Genomic DNA, 19141 nt, shown 5'->3' with positions numbered 1-19141 from the left:
TTCCAGCATGCCGGACGCCACAATGAATGGATGGACTTACCCGTCATGCCGCCGATTTCGCCGATGCTGGCCAAGTCAGTCAAGGCAATCCCACCGGATGCGTCGTATGAGCCCAAATGGGATGGCTTCAGGTCCATCTGTTTTCGCGACGGCGATCAGGTCGAGCTGGGCAGCCGCAACGAGCGGCCGATGACCCGCTACTTCCCCGAGTTGGTCGCCGCGGTCAAGGCCGAACTACCGCAGCGCTGCGTGATCGACGGCGAGATCGTCGTCTCCACCATGCGAGCCACCGGCCCCAGACTGGACTTCGAGGCCCTGCAACAGCGCATCCATCCCGCCGATTCGCGGGTCCGGATGCTGGCCGAGCACACGCCCGCGTCCTTCATTGCGTTCGACTTGCTCGCGCTTGACGACGACGACTTCACGGGGCGACCGTTCAGCGAGCGGCGCGCCGCTCTCGTCGAAGCATTATCTGTTTCCGCGGCCGGCTCGGCCGCGTCGGTCCACGTGACGCCGGCGACCACCGACCTCGCCACCGCGCAGCGCTGGTTCTCTGAGTTCGAGGGAGCCGGGCTCGACGGCGTCGTCGCCAAGCCGCTGACCATCACGTATCAGCCGGACAAGCGCGTCATGTTCAAGATCAAGCACGAGCGGACCGCCGACTGCGTGGTCGCCGGCTATCGGGTGCACAAGTCCGGGGGCGACACGATCGGCTCCCTGTTGCTGGGGCTCTATCAGGATGACGGGCAGCTCGCGTCGGTCGGTGTCATCGGCGCCTTCCCGATGGCCGAGCGACGGCGGCTGTTCACTGAATTGCAGCCGCTGGTCACCAGCTTCGACGACCACCCGTGGAACTGGGCGGCGCACGAGGCCGGCGAGCGCACCCCGCGCAAGAACGAGTTCTCGCGATGGAACGTCGGCAAGGACCTCTCGTTCGTCCCGCTGCGACCCGAGCGGGTCGTCGAGGTCCGCTACGACCATATGGAAGGTCAGCGGTTCCGCCACACCGCCCAGTTCAGCCGGTGGCGCCCCGACCGCGACCCGCGTTCATGCACGTATGAACAGCTCGAACAACCGCTCACGTTCAGCCTTACCGACATCGTTCCCGCGCTCGCTACCGGCAATGCTTAGTGGGTTCATTAGTCCCGCTCCAACTATGTCAGTGACTGATGTGGGCTTGACGGTGATAGCAGTAACTGTCGTCACGTAGGATCAGTCGACATGGGCCGGTGGGAACCCAACGCCCGAGGCCGCCTCGAGCAGGCTGCCTTGGAGCTCTACAGCCAGCGTGGATTCGACCAGACGACGGTGGCCGAGATCGCGCAGCGGGCAGGGTTGACCGAGCGAACATTCTTCCGCCACTTCGCCGACAAGCGCGAGGTGCTGTTTTGGGGCGAAAGCGCGCTATACGACCTGTTTGTGCTCGCCGTTGCGAGCGCTCCTGCCGACGCAGCGCCGATGGACGCCGTCGCAGCAGGGCTCAAAACTGTCGGCATTCTGTTTGAGGGACGGTCCCGCGAGCAAGCGCGGCAGCGCCAGGCCGTCGTCAATGCCCATGTAGCGCTTCAGGAGCGGGAGCTGATCAAGCTCGCGAAGCTTGCCTCGGGGATCGCCGAAGCGCTGCGCGAACGTGGTGTCGCGCAACCAGCCGCAAGTCTCGCCGCAGAAGCTGGAGTCGCCGTCTTCAAGATCGCATTCGAGCGGTGGGTCGGCGAGGTCAAGGGGCACGACCTGGCACAGCTCATCGACGAATCGCTGGAAGAACTCAAGGCCGTGACGGGTGGCCGCTGAGCACGGCGTTGGCCCGGATGACAACGACTGTCGTCAGTGCTATTCTTACGACAGTCACTGACATCACTCAGGCCACCCGAGGAGAACCTGAAATGACTCCCGACAACATCGCCGTTTGGCTGCCGAAGCCGAGGGGCCCGTTCGAGGTTGGACCCGCCCGGTACACCAGGCCGGCAGCAGATGAGGTCGTCGTGAGAGCACGCGCCATCGCGGTGAACCCGATCGATGCGGCGCCCGGTTTCGCCTATCGGCTGGTGTTGCCGTGGTTGACGTTTCCGGCCGTCGTTGGCTCGGACGTCGCCGGTGAAGTTGTCGAGGTCGGATCCGATGTAACTCGTCTGCGTCCGGGGGACCGCGTAGTTGGCCCCGCGTTCGGCATTGAGCGGGACCGTAACCGGGCTGCAGAAGGCGCCTTTCAGCTCTACGTGGTGCTGATGCAGCACATGGTTACGCCCCTTCCAGACGATCTGCCCTTTGAGCGAGCCGCTGTGCTGCCGCTGGCAATCTCGACCGCGGCATCCGGCATGTTCCAGCAAGACCAGCTCGCGCTGCCCCTGCCGACCAACGATCCCAAGGATCGCGGGGAGACGGTCCTGGTGTGGGGCGGATCAACCAGTGTGGGCAGCAATGCCATCCAGCTGGCTCGCCATGCCGGGTACCGCGTCGTTGCCACCGCGTCGCCACGCAACTTCGACTACGTGCGGTCATTGGGCGCTGCCGCGGCGGTTGACTATCACAGCCGCACTGCCACCGAGGAGCTCATCGAGCAGATCGGCGACAGTTACCTCGCCGGCACCCTCGCCATCGGCGGCGGCTCCCTGAGACCGGCCCTGTCAATCGCGACGAAAGTACCGGGCAGTCGTCGTATTTCCAGCGCGCAGCCGGCGCTGCTCACCCGCGTCGAATTGCTGTGGCGGCGTCGCAAAGGGGTCCATGTGAGTTCGATCTGGGGCGGCAGCCTCAAGGACAATGCAGTCGGACCCGGAATATACGAGGACTTCCTTCCGGTCGCGCTCGCCAGCGGTACCTACCGGGCCGCACCGGACGCCGAGGTCGTCGGCGAGGGCCTCGACAAGATTCCCGACGCTCTCGAGCGACTACGGAAGGGTGTCTCCGCGAGAAAGCTCGTCGTCACCGTTCCGTGAGGGTGCGTGCTTGTACACCAAAACCGGCGTGTCGCTGTACAAACACGCACGCTCGTCCGAGGGGTGGGCGACGGGGTTCAGACCGCAACGGCCAGCGTCGACAGGCCGCGCAGCGTGACGTTGGCCTTGTACTGCGGCTCGCCGTCCAACCGCGCGGCGGGGAAACGCGCCGTCAGCGCCGACAGCGCCATGCTGGCCTCCAGCCGCGCCAGCGGCGCCCCCAGGCAATAGTGTGCGCCGCGACCAAAACTCAAGTGCCGCACCGTGCCTCGGTCTGGGTCGAAGTCATCCGGTCGCTCGAACTCGGCGGGATCACGTTGGGCCCCGGCCAGTAGCAGCATCATCACGTCGCCGGCGGGTATGTCGAGACCCGCAATCGTCATGTCCTCAGCGGCAATTCGCCCGATCATTTGCACCGGCGGGTCGTAACGCAGCGTTTCCTCAATGACCGCCGCGGCTCGGCTCGGGTCGGCTCCCAATGCGCCCCACTGCCCTGGCTGACGCAGCAACACCAGGATCGCATTCGCGATCAGGTTGACCGTCGTCTCATGTCCGGCAACCAGCAGCAGGACGCAAGTGGAGACGATCTCTTGCTCGGTCAGCTGGTCGCCGGACTCCTGGACCGCGATCAAACCCGACATCAGATCGTCGCCCGGCCGGGAGCGGCGCTGCTCGATCAGCGCATGCAGATATTCACGCAGCCACGTACCGGCCTGTATCCGCTCGTTCATGCCTTCCGCCGGCGCACCGGTAAACGTGACGAACGGGTCCAGCGCCTGCGCCAGTAGCGCGGATGCGCGGCTGAACTGCGGCTCGTCCTCCAGCGGCACACCGAGCAACCGGCAGATCACCGCGACCGGCAGCGGATAGGCGAAGTCGTCGACGGCATCGAATCCGCCACGCTCGGCGATCGGGTCGAGCAATCCCTCTACCAGCGCACCAATGTCGGGTTGCAACGCGTTCACCACCTTGGGGGCGAACGCCTTGCTGGCCAGCTTGCGCAACCGGGTGTGGTCGGGCGGGTCGAGGAACAAGAATCCCGGGGGGAACTGCGGGGATGCCGCCAGCCCGGCGCTGATCTGTTGCTGCGTGATCGCCGACTTCATCCGGTCGCTGCTCGACGACGGGTGCCGCAGCACCTCGTCACAGTCCCGATAGGTCGAGAAGACGGCGAGTCGGGCCTCGGGTAGTTGCAGCGGTCCGCGGTCACGAAACTTCGCGTAGATCGGGTAGGGATCAGCCCGGTTGGCCGAGTCGAGCAGCTGCCGAAGCAGCGCTTGGGATTCGTCCAGGTCGGTGGGCTCGATGGACCGCGTCGTCATCCTCACATTGTGCCTGTGCACGACGATATCGAAACTGACGCGGCCTGCTACACCGCCACGTAACATGTGGGCCATGACGGTGCTCCGCGCGTGCCGGGTCGCCGCTGTGACCATGCTCGCCGGTGCCACCGTGGCACTGGCCGCGCCGAGCCACGCGTGCGCCTGCGGCGCCGTGGTCGCCCCGCCCAACGGTCAAGCCATGATGAATCACGAAGTCGCCCTTGCGCATTGGGACGGCTCAACCGAGAACATCGTCATGCAACTGGCGTTGGACGCCAGCACCGACAACGTTGCCCTCGTGGTGCCGACCCCCACCCCGGCAAAGGTCGCAGCGGCCGACAAGGCCACATTCACCGAATTGAACTCACTCACCGCGCCGGAGACCAAGCAGCGCCGGCAGTGGAAAGTGGTATCGATTCTCGCGCTGTCCGCACCGCACGCGGCAGCGCCCACCGGCGCCCCGAGCGTGGTCAATCAGGTGCAGTTGGGACCGCTGGAAGCGACCACCTTGGCCGGCGGCGATCTGGCCGGTCTGCAGAAGTGGTTGACCGACAACGGGTATGCGATCCGGCCGGCGGTGTCGGCTGCGCTGGATCCCTACGTACGTGACGGCTGGTCGTTCGTCGCGATGCGGCTGACAAGCACGACCCCGATTGTGGGTGGTCTCAAGCCGGTGCGGATGACGTTCCAGTCATCGCGGCTGGTCTACCCCATGCGGTTATCGGTCGCGGCGGCAGATCCGCAACAAGTCACCATCTTCACGCTGACCGAACATCGACAGCAGCGCACCGATGCCGACGCTGCCGGCCAGTCCGTCCAAGTCCAGTTCGCCGGCAACGTGTCCAGTGCCGTCCACGACCCGCTGCTGCGCGAATTGACCGGAAACCACGGCGCATATCTGACCAAGATGCAGGTGAATATTCCTACGCCGTCGAAGATTTCGTCGGACTTCGAGTTCGGTAACGCAGCCAACGACGACGCGTATCGGCAGGTGGTCTACGTCAACCACGACGTCGAGATCCCGATCGAGCCGATCCTAATGTTCGTCGCCGTAATCACCGCCGTGGTAGTGATCGTTGTGGTTGTCCGGCGACGGCGCCGACGCGCTGTCATGTAGGGGTCCCCTTGCTGAGCGATCAGCGCCGCAAAAACTCCACGATGTGGTTGGCCAGTTCCACACCGGCGTCTTCTTGCAGGAAGTGTCCGGCGCCGCGCAGCAGCGGGTGATCGATTCCCTGTGCGCCGCGCATCTCGCGCTGGAAGATCGGGCCCATCGCTCCGGTGAACGGATCGCTGTCGCTGAAGGCGACCAGCATGGGTGTCGGACTCATCGACAGCGTCGTCCAAGCCGACTTGTTGGCCGCAGCCGCCGGGTCGTCGGGTGAGGTCGGCACCAGGCCCGGCATGGCGCGTGGCCCAACGCAATACGTGTCGTCGGGGAACGGTGCGTCGTAGCCGGCCCGCACCTCGTCGCTCATCTGCTGAAGACACGCCCCCTGGATGAACCAGCCGATGTTCAAGTCCGGTTGCGTTTGGATCACCTCGCGGAACCGCCACCAGATCTTCGGCATCGGTTGCTCGCCGTTCGGCAGCCCGGTGTTGGCCACGACGATCCGTTTGAAGCGCTCGGGATGCTCCGCGGCCAGCCGCAAGCCGATCAACCCACCCCAGTCCTGACCGACCAGGGTGACGTTGTGCAGATCGAGAACATCGAACGCCAGCGCCCGCATCCACTCGACATGCCGCGCGTAGCTGTGGTCTTCGAGCCGGGTCGGCTTGTCCGAACGACCGAACCCGACCAGATCCGGGCAGACGACCCGATGCCCGGCGGCAACCAATGCCGGAATCATCTTGCGGTACAGGTAAGACCACGACGGTTCGCCGTGCAGCATCAGAACGGGATCGGCGTCTTCCGGGCCGTCCTGGACCCAGGCGACCCGCAGTGTCCCGCCGTCGTCGTCGGGGACCTCGCAATAGCTTGGTGCATAAGGGAAGTCGGGTAGGTCGTCGAACCGGTCGTCGGGAGTTCGCAGTTTCTGCATGCGTGGAAGATACCGCGCTCACGTCCCTTCGCTTAAGCCCGCCAAATCCGGATGCGCCATCAACCGGTCCAGAAACGCGCGCTGGCCCTTGAGCAGCTTGCTGCGTGCCTGGGCCACCGGAAACCAGCCGACCCGGTCCACCTCGGGGAACTCCCGCATTCTGCCCGAGCCCTTCGGCCACTCCAATTCGAAGGTGTTGCTGCGCGTTTCGGTGATGTCGAGGTCGGCCCCGACGGCGAAAGCGGTGACCACCTTGCCGCTGGGTTGTTTCAGCGGACCGAAATCGGTTCGCGGCCCGTCGGGCACCGGCAGCCCCAGCTCCTCGGAGAACTCCCGTTGCGCGGCGACCCAGGGGTCGTCGCCGTCGTCGTACTCGCCTTTCGGGATCGACCAGGCACCGTCGTCCTTGCGTGCCCAAAATGGACCGCCCGGGTGTGCGATCAAGACCTCGACGACGCCGGCGCGGACGCGATATAGCAGCAGCCCCGCGCTGAGTTTCGGCATGAATGTGTTAGACGCCTACGGCGCGTTCCAGGTCTTTGAGCGACGTTTCCAGGTGGACAAGCAACCGCTGCAGGTGTGGCACGCTGCGGCGGCATCCGACCAGACCGAAGTCGAGATTGCCCGCATTATTGACCAGCGTGATGTTCAGTGCCTGCCCGTCCGGGATCGCCGACAGCGGGTAGCTGCCATCCAGTCGCGCGCCGCCGTAATACATCTGCTCCCCCAGTCCGGGGACGTTCGAGATGACCAGATTGAACGGTGGTGGCGTAGACGCGACAAAACCCGGGACACCGGCCAGCGTCAGCGGGGCCATGTTCAGCGCCGACAACGCCAGCACCTGCAGTCGCGGCAAGTCGGCGAAGACTTTTTTATTGCCGCGCATGGAGGCACTGATCGCCTCTATCCGCTCCGCGGGGTCCTCCACGTCGGTCGCGAGGTTGCACAGAATGCTGCCGACCATGTTGCCCCCGGCGTCGGCGTCTTCCTTCGAGCGCAGGCTGATCGGAACCATCGCGATCAGCGGGGCGTCCGGCAGCGCGTTCTGCTCGATCAAGTAGTAGCGCAGCGCGCCGGAACACATGGCCAGGACGGCGTCGTTGAAGCTGACCCCGGCCGCTTTCTTGACACTCAAGACACGATCCAGCGACCAGGACTGAGCGGCGCACCGCCGCGCACCCCCGACCTTGACGTTGAACATCGTGTGCGGCGCCGTCATGGGCAGCGTCAACTGCTGCTCGAACAACGCCGCGCGGGCCAGCTTCACCGTCGAGGGGGCAAGTTCCACAACGGATCCCGCCGTACTGGTCAGTGTGCCCAGTCGCGACGAGCTGCCCGACTTCTGACGCCTTCGCCGAGGCAGGCTCCACATTGCCCGCACCTCGGAGTCGGCTGGGTCGACGGACAGGGTGCGTTGCATCAGCTTCATCGCCGAGATGCCGTCGATCAGCGCGTGATGCATTTTGCTGTACATGGCGAACCGACCGTCGGTCAGACCCTCCACCACGTACAGCTCCCACAGCGGACGATGACGATCGAGCAGGCTGGTGTGCAGTCGGGAGGTCAACTCGAGCAACTCGCGGACCCGGCCCGGCGACGCCAGCGCCGAGCGCCGTACGTGGTAGTCAACGTCGATGTCGTCGTCGTAGGCCCATGCCAAGGGAGCGATTCCACCCATGATCGTTGCGGGGCGCTTGCGGAATGTCGGCTGGAATTCGTCGTTGGCCACCAAGTTATCGGTGAACTCCCGGACGAACTCCGGTCCGGCGCCCTCCGGCGGCTCGAACAACGACAAGCCACCCACATGCATGGGATGCTCACGTGATTCCGCGAACAGAAATACCGAGTCAGTGGGGCTCATCATTTCCATCCGCCTATTAGACCGCGATTCCGAAATGGCCGCCATCACCGGTTCGATGCTGACTACGGCGCAAGCGACCATGCCGAGGTGGCGATCAGGTCGCCGCGCTCCAGTCCGGCCGCGCGATGCTCGTGCACCTTGGCGTACTCCGGGGTGGTCACCATGTCGATGAAGGCCTGCGGTGTCGGGTATTCGACGATGAGAATGGCATCCCACCAAGGTCTTTCGCCATCACCGATGACATAGGCCGACGAGGTTCCGGCGTAGCGGACGGTGGCCCCGACGCGTTGCAGGTGCGGCGCGACCTCCCGTCCGTACTGTAGGTAGGACTGCAGGCCGCCCTCGGTCTTGAACTTCAGCAGATTGACCATCACCACCGGCTCGTCTGCCGGCCGTGCGGCCAGTGCCGTGATCTGCTCGCGGGTGGGTTCTAGTGCGGCTGCCATCTGAATCTCCTTGCGTCACTTGACTTGGCGAGCAGACGCAAAAGTTCCCTTTTCGTCGGCGTGTCGGGGGGCTTTTGCGTCTGCTCACCCCTAGAGTCCCGTTACCCGACGGGAGTAATCCCCGCGTTGGAAATGGTGAAGCCCCGGCCGCCGGTGACCGTGCAGGTGACCCCACTGGGCTCGGACCGACAGTTAAACGGGCCGAGGTTGGCGGTCAGGCCGTAGGCGAGCGTCGGAGTGCCTTGGCCCGCATTGCCTAGACAGGTAGCGCCCGTACAGGGCTTGAACGCCCCGTCGGTCGACATACGCACCGACTGCGGCGGCGAGTCGGACTGACAGTAAGTTTCGTCGGCTATGCCACTGCCGCGTTGGTAGTTCATTTCGCAGCCGATGTTGCGTGACGGAGACAGGAAGGAGCACCAGGTCGGGGTGCACACCGGGTTTTCTGCGGCGGCGTGCGGCGGCTGAGGCAGCCCTGCCCAGCAGCTAACGACGACAACCCCCATTGCTGCCACGAGTGTCCGATGCACAACGCCTCCTCAACTGTTGATGTGGACCTGCCGAAAGTATTAGCCCGAACGACGATCGCGGTGTGCGGTTTCGCTGAATGGCTTGGCTACAGCAAATCGGTGATGGTCTTCAGGCCCGCGTCGTAGAGCACTCCGGGCAGCATCCCGCCATCGTGTTCGATGGTGGTTCCGTTGACGAAGTCCGCGTCTCCGCCGGCGAGGAAAACGCAGACGCGGCCCACCTCCGCGGGCTCACCGGCGCGACGCAATGGCACTGCCGCAAAGTACTTTTCGCCGGTTGGTTCATCCTTCGGTAACACGAATGATCGGAAGTTTTCCGTCATCGTCGGGCCCAACGCGATGCAGTTGACCCGCACCTTCGGCCCCCACTCCTCGGCCAGCGATCTCGTCAAGTGGTTGAGCCCGCTTTTGGCCGCGCCGTATGAGACCAACGTCGGTGAACCTGCGGGATGCCCGGCGCCACTGGAGATGTTGATGATGCAGCCGGCGGCGTCCTGCGTGCGCATCTGCCGGTATACGCGAACGGCGAACCAGAGCGGGCTGATCAGATTCATCTGCACGGCGTAGGCGTGAAACAGCGCGGTGCGCTCGTACTCGTCGTCGCTGCGGGGTGCACCCTGGATGCGCTGAACGAGTTCGGGAATGCCTTCCGCATGCGGCGCCTGGACCGTTCCGCCGGCGTTGTTCACCAAGATGTCGATGCGGCCGTGTGCGGCCACCACGTCGCTGACGAACGAGTCGATCGAGCGGTAATCGCCTTGGTCGCAAACCTTTTGCGAGGCACGGGCTGCCCAGTCGTCGTCGATACCTGGAATGGTGTCTAACGGCGAGCGGGAGCAGCCGATGACCGTGGCGCCGGCGCGCAGCAGTTCATGGGCGATGCCAACGCCCACTCCGCGACTGGTTCCCGTGACGATAGCAACCTTGCCGTCGAGGACGCCCATCATCGGCCTTTCTGGTGTGCCGTCGTTGACAGTGACTGCCAATGGGTCATAGCCTGCCGGTGCTGTCGAGCCAGCGCAACTAGTCGGAAGGTCGCTGATGAGTAACCCGTCCAAGCTTCGTGTCATCCAATGGGCAACCGGCGGCGTCGGCAAGGCCGCCATCGAGTGCATGCAGAACCACCCGCAGCTCCAACTCGCAGGATGCTGGGTACACAGCGGGGACAAGAACGGTCGCGACGTCGGTGAGATCCTCGGCACCGCTCCGCTGGGGGTCACCGCCACGTCCAGCATCGACGAGATACTGGCACTGGACGCCGACTGCGTCATGTACAGCCCTTTGATCCCGAACGACGAAGAGGTCATTGCGATTTTGCGGTCGGGCAAAAACGTGGTGACCCCGGTCGGCTGGGTATACCCCGACCTCAGCAACTCGCGGCACAAAGCCGTCGCCGACGCCGCACTCGAAGGTGGTGTGACGCTGCACGGGTCGGGCATCCACCCCGGCGGCATCACGGAACGATTCCCGTTGATGGTGTCCTCGCTGTCGTCGGCGGTCACCCACGTGCGCGCCGAAGAGTTCTCCGACATCCGCACCTACAACGCTCCCGACGTAGTGCGTCACATCATGGGCTTCGGCGGTACCCCCGAGGCGGCCATGCAAGGGCCAATGGCCAGCTTGCTCGAATCCGGCTTCAAGATGTCGGTCCGAATGATCGCCGACCACATGGGATTTCGCATCGATCCCAATATCAGGACTATTCAGGAGATTGCGGTGGCGACCTCCGACATCGACTACGACCCGTTCCCGATCACCGCCGGAACCGTGGCCGCGCGCCGGTTCCGCTGGCAAGCCATTGTTGACGGCGAGCCAGTGATTACGGCCGCCGTCAACTGGCTCATGGGTGAGGAAAACCTGGACCCGGACTGGTCGTTCGGCGAACGCGGCGAGCGCTTCGAGGTCGAGATCACCGGCGACCCGGACATCAGCCTCACCTTCAAAGGACTACAACCACCGTCGATCGCCGAAGGGCTGCAAAGAAACCCGGGAATCGTGGTTACCGCCAACCATTGTGTCAACGCCATTCCTGACGTGTGCGCTGCCGAGCCCGGTATCAAGACCTACATCGACCTACCGCTGTTCGCTGGACGAGCCGCGGCCGACATAGCGGTCGATTCACCGTGACCTACTGCCACCGGCCAGTCGACATCCTCGACGACAAACTCAGCGCGACAACCGCCGACCTGCGTGACCTGGGCGGGATCGGCTGCTTCCGATGACCGGCGAGTCGCTGCGAGATCGACAGCGGGCGCAGATCCGGGCCGACATCAGACGCGCGGCGTTCCGGTTGTTCGCCGATCGCGGCTACGACGGGGTGACGACCGACGAAATCGCCGCTGCTGCAGGGGTTTCCCCGCGCACGCTTTTCCGGCATATGCCGACGAAAGAGGAATTGCTGCTCGCACCGGTGCGCCATGGCGGCGCCGAAGTCGTCGCGTTACTCGAACAGCGGCCGGCCAGCGAACCGCCGGATGTCGCGCTGATCAACGCGATGACCACCCGGACACGGTCTTTCGACGACTCCGACACCGAAGACTGGCGGGCGGCACTGCTGGTGGCACCCGGTCTGCTCGACAAGCTCACGATGCACACGCCCGCCGATAGGGAGAAGGCGACGAAGCTGGTCGCCGAACGCATGGGCACCAACCCCGACGCCGACATCCGTCCCGGGCTGCTCGTCCAACTCACCTTTGCCGCAGCCGATTTCGGCTTTCAGCGGTGGGTGCGCCAATCTGGCAGACGCCCACGGCCACTGGATCGCTACATCACCGAAGCCCTCGAAGCCGTCAAGAGTCCGCACTGGCAAAGGCGCTGACGACGCCGTGGGCGCAGGCTCGGTGTCAGTTAGGCAAGCTAGCTGCGCTCCCAGGGCGCGCTGTCATTCATCTTCTTGTAGTACTTCGCCAGGTGGCTTTTGACCCGGCTGATGTCGGCCTTGGGCAAGTCAATGCCCCCACGCGCGCCGTCCATAATCGCGCCGGCGATCATCACGCCGCGGGGCACGACTTTCAACTCGCCACCGATCACATCGGCGATCAGGAGCTTGTACGCGGTGAAGTTGGACTTGTTGGCGGAGTCGTACCACACGTGGGCGTTGCGGTACTTCTGGTTCGGCGCCTCCGTGGCGTCGGCCCACTTGCGCACGCGCTTCTCGGCCGCGGCGCCGTCCCATTTGCGGCCGCGGTCCGCCAACGGCAGATCCTTGAATGCTGTGACTGACATGTCTGTCGCTTGCCCAATGTTGACGAAAATAAACGCCGTCCAGTCCGCGAGGTCCGAAACACCCCATACTTGAGTCTGTTTCGCCGTCGAAAGCAGTGTGGACGTCGTCGCTTACCGGCTGGCCGTTGATGTGGCCCCGAGGATCTCATCGGCGGCGCGGCGGCCTGAGGTGATCGCGCCGTCCATGTAGCCACTCCAGACCTGAGCGGTCTCCGCTCCGGCCCAGTGGACGCGTCCGACGGGCGCGGCCAGTGCCTTGCCGTACTGCGTCAACGCGCCGGCGGTGAGCCGGCCACCATAGCATCCGCGGGTGAATTCCTCTGCCGCCCAATCCTGTTCGACGATGTCGAAAGGCTCCGCGGCCTGCGGACCAAAGTACTTCACCAACGCATCGATCACCAGCTTCTGGCGCTGCTCGGTCGGCAGCTCCGCGGCTTCCCGGGCGTGGGCGCCTTCGAGGAACCCAACCAGGACACCGCAAGAGGCGTCGGGCGGGGAGTTGTCGATGACGACGTTGAACGCGTCGTCAAGGCTGGTGACAAACCCGCTCAGACCATCCTCGCGCCAGAACGGGGTGTCGTAGCCAATCTGGAACTTGATTACCGATCCGGCCGGGAACTGCTGAGTGAGGCCGTCGCGCGCCGCGGGCAGCGGCGGCAGATACCGGATCCGGCCTGCGAGCGTCGGCGGGATGGCGACCACCACCTGGCCAGCCGTGACCGCGTCCGTCGTGCCGGCGTCGGCGTCCTCGTAAGAGACGGTGACGCCGTCAGGGTCTTGGACGATGGTGCGTACCACCGCGCCGAGCTGAACCCGATCGCCGAGCTCCTCGGCCATCCGCTCGGAGATCCGGTGCGTCCCACCGACCACACGCCTTTCCTGCGCGCCGCCGGTAACAGCGATCATCGTTGCCAAGCTGTTGCCTGAACGGATATAGAACAGGAAGTGCAGCAACGAGAGCTCGGGCGTCTCCGCGGAGAACAAGGTAGGCACGATCAGCCGGAAAAACCGAAGTGCCAGCGTGTCGGTCGTGTTGCCGGCCAGCCATGTGTCGAAGTTCTGTCGGTCCAGCTCCGCCGCACCTGCCGCGTCCCACGGCGCCGAGATCGGTATCGAGGCGGCGAGCGTCTCGATCTCCACCAAAAGGCGACCGATCTCGGCGAGGCTATCGAGCGGAAGACCGAACGTCATGTCGGAATACCGGACCGCCTGTCCGTCGTAGAACGTGATCGCGTCGCCGGTGTCGTAGGTCGGGAATGTCTCCAGACCGAGCTCGTCGATCAGCTCCAGTACGGTGTCTTGGCCCGGTCCCACCCACTGGCCGCCCATCTCGACCGGCACGCCGTTGCTCAGAAAGCCGCCGAGGTTGCGGCCGGCGACCCGGTCACGTGCCTCGAGGACCCGCACCGATTTCCCGGCCGCGGCCAGCTTACGGGCTGCCGAGAGCCCGGCGAGGCCAGCGCCGACGACAACCACATCCACGTCCGTCATGGTGAATCCTTCGAATTCATACAGTCGTATGACTTAGTTGATAGAAGCGTAAGGCATCCAAGCTCAGCCCACAAGGATCAGTTTGGCGACGGCCGAACCGCAGCCAGGGCGATCAGCGTGTCGATGATCGCCTCGAGGTCCTGCGCGGAACGGGTGACATCGGGGTTGACCACGTGCTGCAGGATCAGCCCATCGACGCTGGCCACCAGCACGCGTGCGAGTCGGTCGAAGGGGACCGCGGATTTCTCCCCCGCCTGTGCCGCTGACTTCTGACACCAGTCGGCAACGACGTCGGTGTACCTCTCGTATTGCCAGCGCGGAAGATTCTCCAAGCCGGACGTACGCAAAGCGTGAGTAACAAGCTCGTACTGCACGAGCTGCAGATCACGGTGGTCGACGACCAGCTTTTCCCAGAAATTGCGCAACCCGCACCGGATCGCGTGTTCCAGCCCGGAATCGAGTTCAGCCGAACTCCTCAGCAGGTCGGCAATCTCCGCGACGACGTCCTCGATGACCGCGCGAAGCAGGCCCAGCTTGGTCGGGAAGACGTATTGCAGCGTCCCCAGCGGGATGCCGGCTTCGGTCGCCACCGCGCGCATCGTGGTGCCGCCGACACCGTCCCGCATGAGCACTGCGCGCGCGGCAGCCACTGCCTGCTTGCTACGCAAAGCGGACTCGACGTATGGCATCGAACTCCCATCTCGGACGTCCACCCAGATGGCGCCACGGTAGCCCATGTGACCCCTTCGGCAAGCGCAGCCCGAGTACCCGCGCTGAAAACGGGCACCAGTAGCCCTATGAGCGTTGTGGTGATCGGCCAAATCGGGCGCGACTTGGTGTTGCGCACCGACGGGCCGCCCGCGGTAGGTGAGTCCACCACCGTCCTGCAGCGCGAGGAGCTGCTGGGCGGCAAGGGCGCCAACCAGGCCGTCGGCCTTGCCCAGCTCGGCGTACCGGTCGCGCTCATTGGTGTCGTCGGCGACGACTTCGCTGGAAAGTCGGTGCTGCAGCAAGCCGAAGCTGACGGCATCGACGTCGACGGCGTCGTGCGTCGCGGCACCACGGCGTTGCTGATTGACATCGTCGGCGAGCCGGCGAAGCGGCTGCTGCTGGAAGACGTGCCGGAAACCTCGTTGGTGCAAGTGTCGGACCTCGATCAGTCGTCCTCGTTGTTGGACGGCGCCGACACGGTGTCGATTCAGTTGCAGCAGCCGGCGGCGACAGTGCTGGCGGCCACGCAGCGGGGACAGCGACGAGGACTGCGCGTGGTCGCCGATGGCACACCGCCGCCGGGTATTCAAGACGAGCTTCTTTCCTCGGTGGATGTGATACGAGCCGACGCCAGCGAGGCCGCGCTGATCGCCGGTAAAGACGTCACCACTGTGGCGCAGGCGACTACGCTGGCCAACCATCTGTTGAAGTGCGGGCCGAAATTGGTCGCGCTCGCGGTTCCCGACGTCGGCGATCTCGTGGTGTGGAACGGCGGTAATGAGCTGTTCGAGCTCGCCGACGTGGACGTCGTGGATCCAACGGGTGCCGGCGATGCCTTTGTGGCCGGGCTTATTTCAGCCCTGCGTGACGGCGCCGGCCCGCGGCAGGCGGGTCGACGAGCCGCTGCGGCCGCCAGCTCGACAGTGCAACGCCTTGGCGGGCGCCCCGACTTGAGCACGCTGGTCTCGAGTCTGCGGTGATGGCATCGATCCTGCAGCCACGGTGGCGATTTCGCGAATTAGCACGCCCTGGCCGCAGAGTCGATTCGCCGTTGACCCGGTGTCAACGGCCATTGATCAGCGCGGCGCGTGCCAGTGTCTGCTCAGCCATCTTCACGTGCGCGGCATCGACCAGCACACCGTTGACCCCCACCGCGCCACGGCCTTTCGCCTCAGCTTCGCGGTAGGCCGCGACATTCCGCTGCGCTCGGGCGATTTCGTCGGCGGTTGGTGCGTAGACCTCGTTGGCGACGGGCACCTGGTCGGGGTGGATCGCCCACTTTCCGGTGTAACCCAACAACGCTGCGCGCTTGGCGTCGCGTTCATAACCCACGAGATCGCGGTAGTCGGGATAGGGCGCGTCGATCGCGTCGATTCCGGCGATGCGCGCCGCGACAATCACCTTGTTGCGCGCGTAATGCCAGAAATCACCGGGATATTCGCCGAGCGGGACGAAGTTGGTGTCCACCCGCGCACCCTGCGACAGCGAGAAGTCGCCCACGCCGAAGATCAACGCATCCAGTCGCGGGCTGGCCACCGCGATCTCCTCGGCATTAGCCAGGCCTTCAACTTCTTCGATGAGCACTTCGAGCCGAATCGTGTTGTGCAGTCCCAGCTTCGACTCCAGCTGGGTGAGCAACACGTCCACCCACCAGACGTCGCGGGCCTTGCGTGCCTTGGGGATGATGATCGTGTCGAGGTTCTCGCCGGCCTTGCTCACCACGTCGATGATGTCGTCGTGGCACCACTGGGTGTCCAGGCCGTTGATCCTTATCGCGCGGACGCTGCGGCCCCAGTCGATGTCGTTCAGCGCGGCAATGGCCTTGGTGCGCGACTCCTGCTTGAAGGCCGCCGGAACCGCGTCCTCGAGATCCAGGAACACCAGGTCCGCGCCGCATCCTGCGCCCTTTTCGAACATGTTGTCGTTGCTCGCGGGCACCGCGAGTTCGGAGCGACGAAGCAATTCGGTCAACGGGATTCCTTCTCTCACACCACGCCACGTGCGCGCAGGTCGTCGATTTCGGTTGGAGTCAAGCCGAGTAATTCGCCGTAGACCTCGCCGTTGTGCTCACCGAGGCGCGAACCCAAATGCCCCACCGTTCCGGTCGCCGAGGAGAAACGCGGAACCGGCGCCTGCACCGTCATCGGGCCGAGTTGTTCGTCGTCGACGGAGACGAACACACCGCGATGCTCGAGTTGCTCGTCGGCGCGCAGGTCGCTGATGTCGTAAACGGGTGCGGCGGCCACCTCATGCGCCTCGAAGACCTCCATCGCTTCTGAAAGCGTCTTCGTCGCAACCCAGTTCGCGACGACGGTGTCGACTTCGTGCGCCCTCGCCAACCGTCGTTGGGGATCCGAGAAGTCGGCATCGGCGAGCAAGTCACCACGGCCTATCGCACGAAACACCCGCAGCGCCAGTGCCGGTGAACTACCGGACATGGCCAGCCAGCGCCCGTCCGCTGTGCGATAGGTGTTGCGTGGAGCCGAGATATCCCATCGGTTGCCGGAACGCTCTGGCACCAGGCCCAATTGGTCGTAGCCCAGCAACGTCTGCTCCAGGAGACGCGCCAGTGGGTCGATGAGGTTGACGTCGATCAGCTGCCCCGGCGCACCGTGCACGTCGCGGTGGTACAACGCCATCATCACCGCATACGCGGCGTTCAGCGATGCGACGCCGTCGGCCAACATGAACGGCGGCAGGGTGGGCGGCCCGCCGGCCTGACCGGTGATATGCGCGAAGCCGCTCATCGCTTCCCCGAGGGTGCCGAAGCCGGGGCGTTCGCTCTTCGGACCGGTCAACCCGTATCCGGTGATGTGCAGCACCACTATTCGTTCGTTGACCGCACGCAGATTCTCGTAGTCCAGGCCCCACTTGCGCAACGTCTGCGGCCGGGTGTTGAAGATGGCGACGTCCGCAAGCTGCACCAGCCGGCGCACCAGCTCTTGACCTTCCGCGCAGCGCAGATCCAGCGTGACCGATCGCTTGTTGCGCGAAATCGACTTCCACATCAGGCCGACGCCGTCGCGCTGGTTGCCCCATGCCCGGATCGGATCGCCGTGTCGTGGTTCTTCGACCTTGATCACCTCGGCGCCAAACTCGCCCAGATAGGTCGCGACCAGAGGAGCGGCCGCCAGCGTCGCGAGGTCGAGTACCCGCACGCCGTCAAGCATCGGCACCCACGAGAGCGTTCGAAGGTCGTTGCAGCCCAAGGTGTTCTCGTAAGGTCGACGACTCGTACTCGGTGCGGAACAGGCCGCGACGCTGCAGTTCCGGGACCACCATGCGCACCACGTCCTCGAACGCGCCCGGCAGATGCGTTGCCGCAAGGACGAACCCGTCGCACGCACCGCTTTCGAACCACTCCGCCATCTGATCGGCGACCTGCTCACCCGTGCCGACGAAGCGCGGCCCCTGCAGCAGGGTGGCGCGATGGCCGGCTAGGTCGCGCACAGTGACTAGGCCACCCGCGTCGCGGGAAGAGATATGCGCGCGCAGGTTCTGCACCAATCCGCGGATGCCGGAGGCCGACGCGATCAGCTCGTCGGTCACGGGATCGTCCAGATCATGCTGCGCGAAGTCGTAATTCATCAACTCCGACAACAATGTCAGCGACGCCATGGGATGAACCAGATCGTTGAGGAACAAGGCTTCGCGGTCCTTGGCGTGCGCCTCGGATTCGCCGACCACAGCGTAGGCCATCGGACAGATGCGGACCGCCGCGGGATCGCGTCCCGCGGCGGCGATACGGTCCTTCTGGTCGGCGTAGTGGCTGCGCGCGACGTCGATCCCCGGGTCGCCCGTGAAGATCAGTTCCGCCCAACGCGAAGCGAATTCACGCCCCCGACCCGACGACCCGGCCTGGATGATGACCGGTCGGCCCTGCGGAGTGCGCGGCACGGTCAGCGGCCCCCGCGCGGAGAAGTACCGGCCGACGTGCCCGAGTTCGTGCACCTTTTCCGGGTCGGCGTAGTGACCCGATGCCCGGTGGTGCAGGATCGCGTCGTCCTCCCAGGTGTCCCAAAGTCCGGTGACGACGTCCATGAACTCGTCGGCGCGGTCATACCGTTCGTCATGGCCCAGATGGGAATCGACGCCGAAATTCTGCGCCTCGCTGTCGTTGACGGAGGTGACCACGTTCCAGGCCGCCCGACCGCCGGACAGGTGATCCAGCGTCGCGAAGGTGCGCGCGACATGGAACGGCGCGTAGTAGGTGGTCGAGTACGTCGCGCCCAGCCCGATGCGCGACGTGGCCTGCGCCAGCACCCCGAGGACGACACCGAGGTCCAGCTTGACCGGCCGGGCGCCGTAGGACACCGCCTCGGCTACCGATCCGCCGTAGACGCCCGGCATCGCCAGGCGATCGTCGAAGAACATCAGGTCGAAGCAGCCTTCTTCGAGTTGGCGCCCGATCTTCGCGTAGTAGGACGCGTCCAGGTAGCGGTGTTCGGTCGCGGGGTGCCGCCACGAGCCCGCGTATACAGAGGTGCTGCCCGCCTGCATGAAGGCAACGAGGGCCATCTTGTCGCTTCGCATATCGCCAAATCTAACATCTGATATATCAGATTTCAAACGCCAGG

Annotated in this window: 19 protein-coding genes; 7 read left to right on the top strand and 12 right to left on the bottom strand. The window is 64.9% G+C overall.

Features of this window, described 5'->3' with window-relative positions; translation table 11 throughout:
• The first annotated feature begins 30 nt into the window (after window positions 1–30).
• From AC5Y21_RS08970 to AC5Y21_RS08960, 3 genes are all read left to right on the top strand, one after another.
• Window positions 31–1131: an ATP-dependent DNA ligase gene (locus AC5Y21_RS08970; RefSeq protein ID WP_499911447.1), complete on the top strand. Its 1101-nt coding sequence runs from the start codon at window positions 31–33 to the stop codon at window positions 1129–1131.
• Window positions 1132–1221: 90 nt separating this feature from the next.
• Window positions 1222–1791, top strand: coding sequence for a TetR family transcriptional regulator (locus AC5Y21_RS08965; protein ID WP_499911445.1), 570 nt, complete (start codon window positions 1222–1224; stop codon window positions 1789–1791).
• 92 nt (window positions 1792–1883) lie between these two features.
• The gene (locus AC5Y21_RS08960) at window positions 1884–2936 is read left to right on the top strand and encodes a zinc-binding alcohol dehydrogenase family protein (protein ID WP_499911443.1); all 1053 of its coding nucleotides are present in this window, start codon (window positions 1884–1886) and stop codon (window positions 2934–2936) included.
• A gap of 77 nt (window positions 2937–3013) precedes the next feature.
• Here the strand turns inward: AC5Y21_RS08960 and AC5Y21_RS08955 are convergent, their stop codons facing one another.
• Window positions 3014–4258, bottom strand: coding sequence for a cytochrome P450 (locus tag AC5Y21_RS08955; RefSeq protein ID WP_499911441.1), 1245 nt, complete (start codon window positions 4256–4258; stop codon window positions 3014–3016).
• 73 nt (window positions 4259–4331) lie between these two features.
• On the opposite strand from AC5Y21_RS08955, the gene AC5Y21_RS08950 reads away from it, so the two are divergent.
• Window positions 4332–5375 (top strand): DUF2330 domain-containing protein, encoded by a 1044-nt coding sequence (locus AC5Y21_RS08950; RefSeq protein WP_499911439.1) that lies wholly within the window; start codon window positions 4332–4334, stop codon window positions 5373–5375.
• A 19-nt stretch (window positions 5376–5394) separates the two neighbouring features.
• On the opposite strand, the gene AC5Y21_RS08945 is transcribed toward AC5Y21_RS08950, so the two are convergent.
• The 5 genes from AC5Y21_RS08945 to AC5Y21_RS08925 form a co-directional block, all read right to left on the bottom strand.
• Window positions 5395–6300, bottom strand: a complete 906-nt coding sequence (locus AC5Y21_RS08945; RefSeq protein ID WP_499911437.1) for a haloalkane dehalogenase — start codon at window positions 6298–6300, stop codon at window positions 5395–5397.
• An 18-nt stretch (window positions 6301–6318) separates the two neighbouring features.
• A complete protein-coding gene (locus AC5Y21_RS08940; protein ID WP_499911435.1) occupies window positions 6319–6804 on the bottom strand; it encodes an NUDIX hydrolase in 486 nt (161 codons plus the stop codon).
• 7 nt (window positions 6805–6811) lie between these two features.
• Window positions 6812–8170 (bottom strand): WS/DGAT/MGAT family O-acyltransferase, encoded by a 1359-nt coding sequence (locus AC5Y21_RS08935; protein ID WP_499911433.1) that lies wholly within the window; start codon window positions 8168–8170, stop codon window positions 6812–6814.
• Between the two features lie 53 nt (window positions 8171–8223).
• A complete protein-coding gene (locus tag AC5Y21_RS08930) occupies window positions 8224–8607 on the bottom strand; it encodes a DUF1330 domain-containing protein (RefSeq protein ID WP_499911431.1) in 384 nt (127 codons plus the stop codon).
• 616 nt (window positions 8608–9223) lie between these two features.
• The gene (locus tag AC5Y21_RS08925; RefSeq protein ID WP_499911782.1) at window positions 9224–10081 is read right to left on the bottom strand and encodes an SDR family NAD(P)-dependent oxidoreductase; all 858 of its coding nucleotides are present in this window, start codon (window positions 10079–10081) and stop codon (window positions 9224–9226) included.
• A gap of 97 nt (window positions 10082–10178) precedes the next feature.
• Between AC5Y21_RS08925 and AC5Y21_RS08920 the strand changes: the two genes are divergently transcribed.
• On the top strand, window positions 10179–11264 hold the full coding sequence (locus AC5Y21_RS08920; RefSeq protein ID WP_499911429.1) for an NAD(P)H-dependent amine dehydrogenase family protein: 1086 nt from the start codon (window positions 10179–10181) through the stop codon (window positions 11262–11264).
• A 91-nt stretch (window positions 11265–11355) separates the two neighbouring features.
• Complete coding sequence (locus AC5Y21_RS08915) at window positions 11356–11955, top strand: TetR/AcrR family transcriptional regulator (RefSeq protein ID WP_499911427.1); 600 nt, start codon at window positions 11356–11358, stop codon at window positions 11953–11955.
• Between the two features lie 38 nt (window positions 11956–11993).
• Here AC5Y21_RS08915 and AC5Y21_RS08910 read toward each other — a convergent pair whose 3' ends face one another.
• The 3 genes from AC5Y21_RS08910 to AC5Y21_RS08900 all read right to left on the bottom strand — a co-directional run bounded on the left by AC5Y21_RS08910 (window position 11994) and on the right by AC5Y21_RS08900 (window position 14542).
• Complete coding sequence (locus AC5Y21_RS08910; protein ID WP_499911425.1) at window positions 11994–12362, bottom strand: hypothetical protein; 369 nt, start codon at window positions 12360–12362, stop codon at window positions 11994–11996.
• A gap of 111 nt (window positions 12363–12473) precedes the next feature.
• Complete coding sequence (locus AC5Y21_RS08905) at window positions 12474–13853, bottom strand: flavin monoamine oxidase family protein (RefSeq protein WP_499911423.1); 1380 nt, start codon at window positions 13851–13853, stop codon at window positions 12474–12476.
• Window positions 13854–13930: 77 nt separating this feature from the next.
• A complete protein-coding gene (locus AC5Y21_RS08900; protein WP_499911421.1) occupies window positions 13931–14542 on the bottom strand; it encodes a TetR/AcrR family transcriptional regulator in 612 nt (203 codons plus the stop codon).
• A gap of 108 nt (window positions 14543–14650) precedes the next feature.
• Here AC5Y21_RS08900 and AC5Y21_RS08895 point away from each other — a divergent pair, with 108 nt between their 5' ends.
• Window positions 14651–15544, top strand: coding sequence for a PfkB family carbohydrate kinase (locus AC5Y21_RS08895; protein WP_499911419.1), 894 nt, complete (start codon window positions 14651–14653; stop codon window positions 15542–15544).
• An 82-nt stretch (window positions 15545–15626) separates the two neighbouring features.
• On the opposite strand, the gene AC5Y21_RS08890 is transcribed toward AC5Y21_RS08895, so the two are convergent.
• Genes AC5Y21_RS08890 through AC5Y21_RS08880 form a run of 3 tightly spaced genes read right to left on the bottom strand, consistent with a single transcriptional unit; the run spans window position 15627 to window position 19097 of the window.
• Window positions 15627–16535 (bottom strand): HpcH/HpaI aldolase/citrate lyase family protein, encoded by a 909-nt coding sequence (locus AC5Y21_RS08890; protein ID WP_499911417.1) that lies wholly within the window; start codon window positions 16533–16535, stop codon window positions 15627–15629.
• A 14-nt stretch (window positions 16536–16549) separates the two neighbouring features.
• Entirely contained in the window at window positions 16550–17734 is a 1185-nt protein-coding gene (locus tag AC5Y21_RS08885; protein ID WP_499911780.1) for a CaiB/BaiF CoA transferase family protein, read from the bottom strand.
• Entirely contained in the window at window positions 17727–19097 is a 1371-nt protein-coding gene (locus AC5Y21_RS08880) for an LLM class flavin-dependent oxidoreductase (protein WP_499911415.1), read from the bottom strand. Before AC5Y21_RS08880 ends, AC5Y21_RS08885 begins: the two co-directional genes overlap by 8 nt.
• Window positions 19098–19141: the final 44 nt, after the last annotated feature.

It is taken from the genome of Mycobacterium sp. NGS41 (genome assembly GCF_059812725.1).
This window is presented reverse-complemented; position numbering and strand designations above follow the sequence as displayed.

What these genes read in the sequence shown, in the direction of transcription:
- AC5Y21_RS08970 (WP_499911447.1), top strand. Translation starts at nt 31, where the DNA reads ATGGACTTACCCGTCATGCCGCCGATTTCGCCGATGCTGGCCAAGTCA.
- AC5Y21_RS08965 (WP_499911445.1), top strand. Translation starts at nt 1,222, where the DNA reads ATGGGCCGGTGGGAACCCAACGCCCGAGGCCGCCTCGAGCAGGCTGCC.
- AC5Y21_RS08960 (WP_499911443.1), top strand. Translation starts at nt 1,884, where the DNA reads ATGACTCCCGACAACATCGCCGTTTGGCTGCCGAAGCCGAGGGGCCCG.
- AC5Y21_RS08955 (WP_499911441.1), bottom strand. Translation starts at nt 4,258, where the DNA reads ATGACGACGCGGTCCATCGAGCCCACCGACCTGGACGAATCCCAAGCG.
- AC5Y21_RS08950 (WP_499911439.1), top strand. Translation starts at nt 4,332, where the DNA reads ATGACGGTGCTCCGCGCGTGCCGGGTCGCCGCTGTGACCATGCTCGCC.
- AC5Y21_RS08945 (WP_499911437.1), bottom strand. Translation starts at nt 6,300, where the DNA reads ATGCAGAAACTGCGAACTCCCGACGACCGGTTCGACGACCTACCCGAC.
- AC5Y21_RS08940 (WP_499911435.1), bottom strand. Translation starts at nt 6,804, where the DNA reads ATGCCGAAACTCAGCGCGGGGCTGCTGCTATATCGCGTCCGCGCCGGC.
- AC5Y21_RS08935 (WP_499911433.1), bottom strand. Translation starts at nt 8,170, where the DNA reads ATGGAAATGATGAGCCCCACTGACTCGGTATTTCTGTTCGCGGAATCA.
- AC5Y21_RS08930 (WP_499911431.1), bottom strand. Translation starts at nt 8,607, where the DNA reads ATGGCAGCCGCACTAGAACCCACCCGCGAGCAGATCACGGCACTGGCC.
- AC5Y21_RS08925 (WP_499911782.1), bottom strand. Translation starts at nt 10,081, where the DNA reads ATGGGCGTCCTCGACGGCAAGGTTGCTATCGTCACGGGAACCAGTCGC.
- AC5Y21_RS08920 (WP_499911429.1), top strand. Translation starts at nt 10,179, where the DNA reads ATGAGTAACCCGTCCAAGCTTCGTGTCATCCAATGGGCAACCGGCGGC.
- AC5Y21_RS08915 (WP_499911427.1), top strand. Translation starts at nt 11,356, where the DNA reads ATGACCGGCGAGTCGCTGCGAGATCGACAGCGGGCGCAGATCCGGGCC.
- AC5Y21_RS08910 (WP_499911425.1), bottom strand. Translation starts at nt 12,362, where the DNA reads ATGTCAGTCACAGCATTCAAGGATCTGCCGTTGGCGGACCGCGGCCGC.
- AC5Y21_RS08905 (WP_499911423.1), bottom strand. Translation starts at nt 13,853, where the DNA reads ATGACGGACGTGGATGTGGTTGTCGTCGGCGCTGGCCTCGCCGGGCTC.
- AC5Y21_RS08900 (WP_499911421.1), bottom strand. Translation starts at nt 14,542, where the DNA reads ATGCCATACGTCGAGTCCGCTTTGCGTAGCAAGCAGGCAGTGGCTGCC.
- AC5Y21_RS08895 (WP_499911419.1), top strand. Translation starts at nt 14,651, where the DNA reads ATGAGCGTTGTGGTGATCGGCCAAATCGGGCGCGACTTGGTGTTGCGC.
- AC5Y21_RS08885 (WP_499911780.1), bottom strand. Translation starts at nt 17,734, where the DNA reads ATGCTTGACGGCGTGCGGGTACTCGACCTCGCGACGCTGGCGGCCGCT.
- AC5Y21_RS08880 (WP_499911415.1), bottom strand. Translation starts at nt 19,097, where the DNA reads ATGCGAAGCGACAAGATGGCCCTCGTTGCCTTCATGCAGGCGGGCAGC.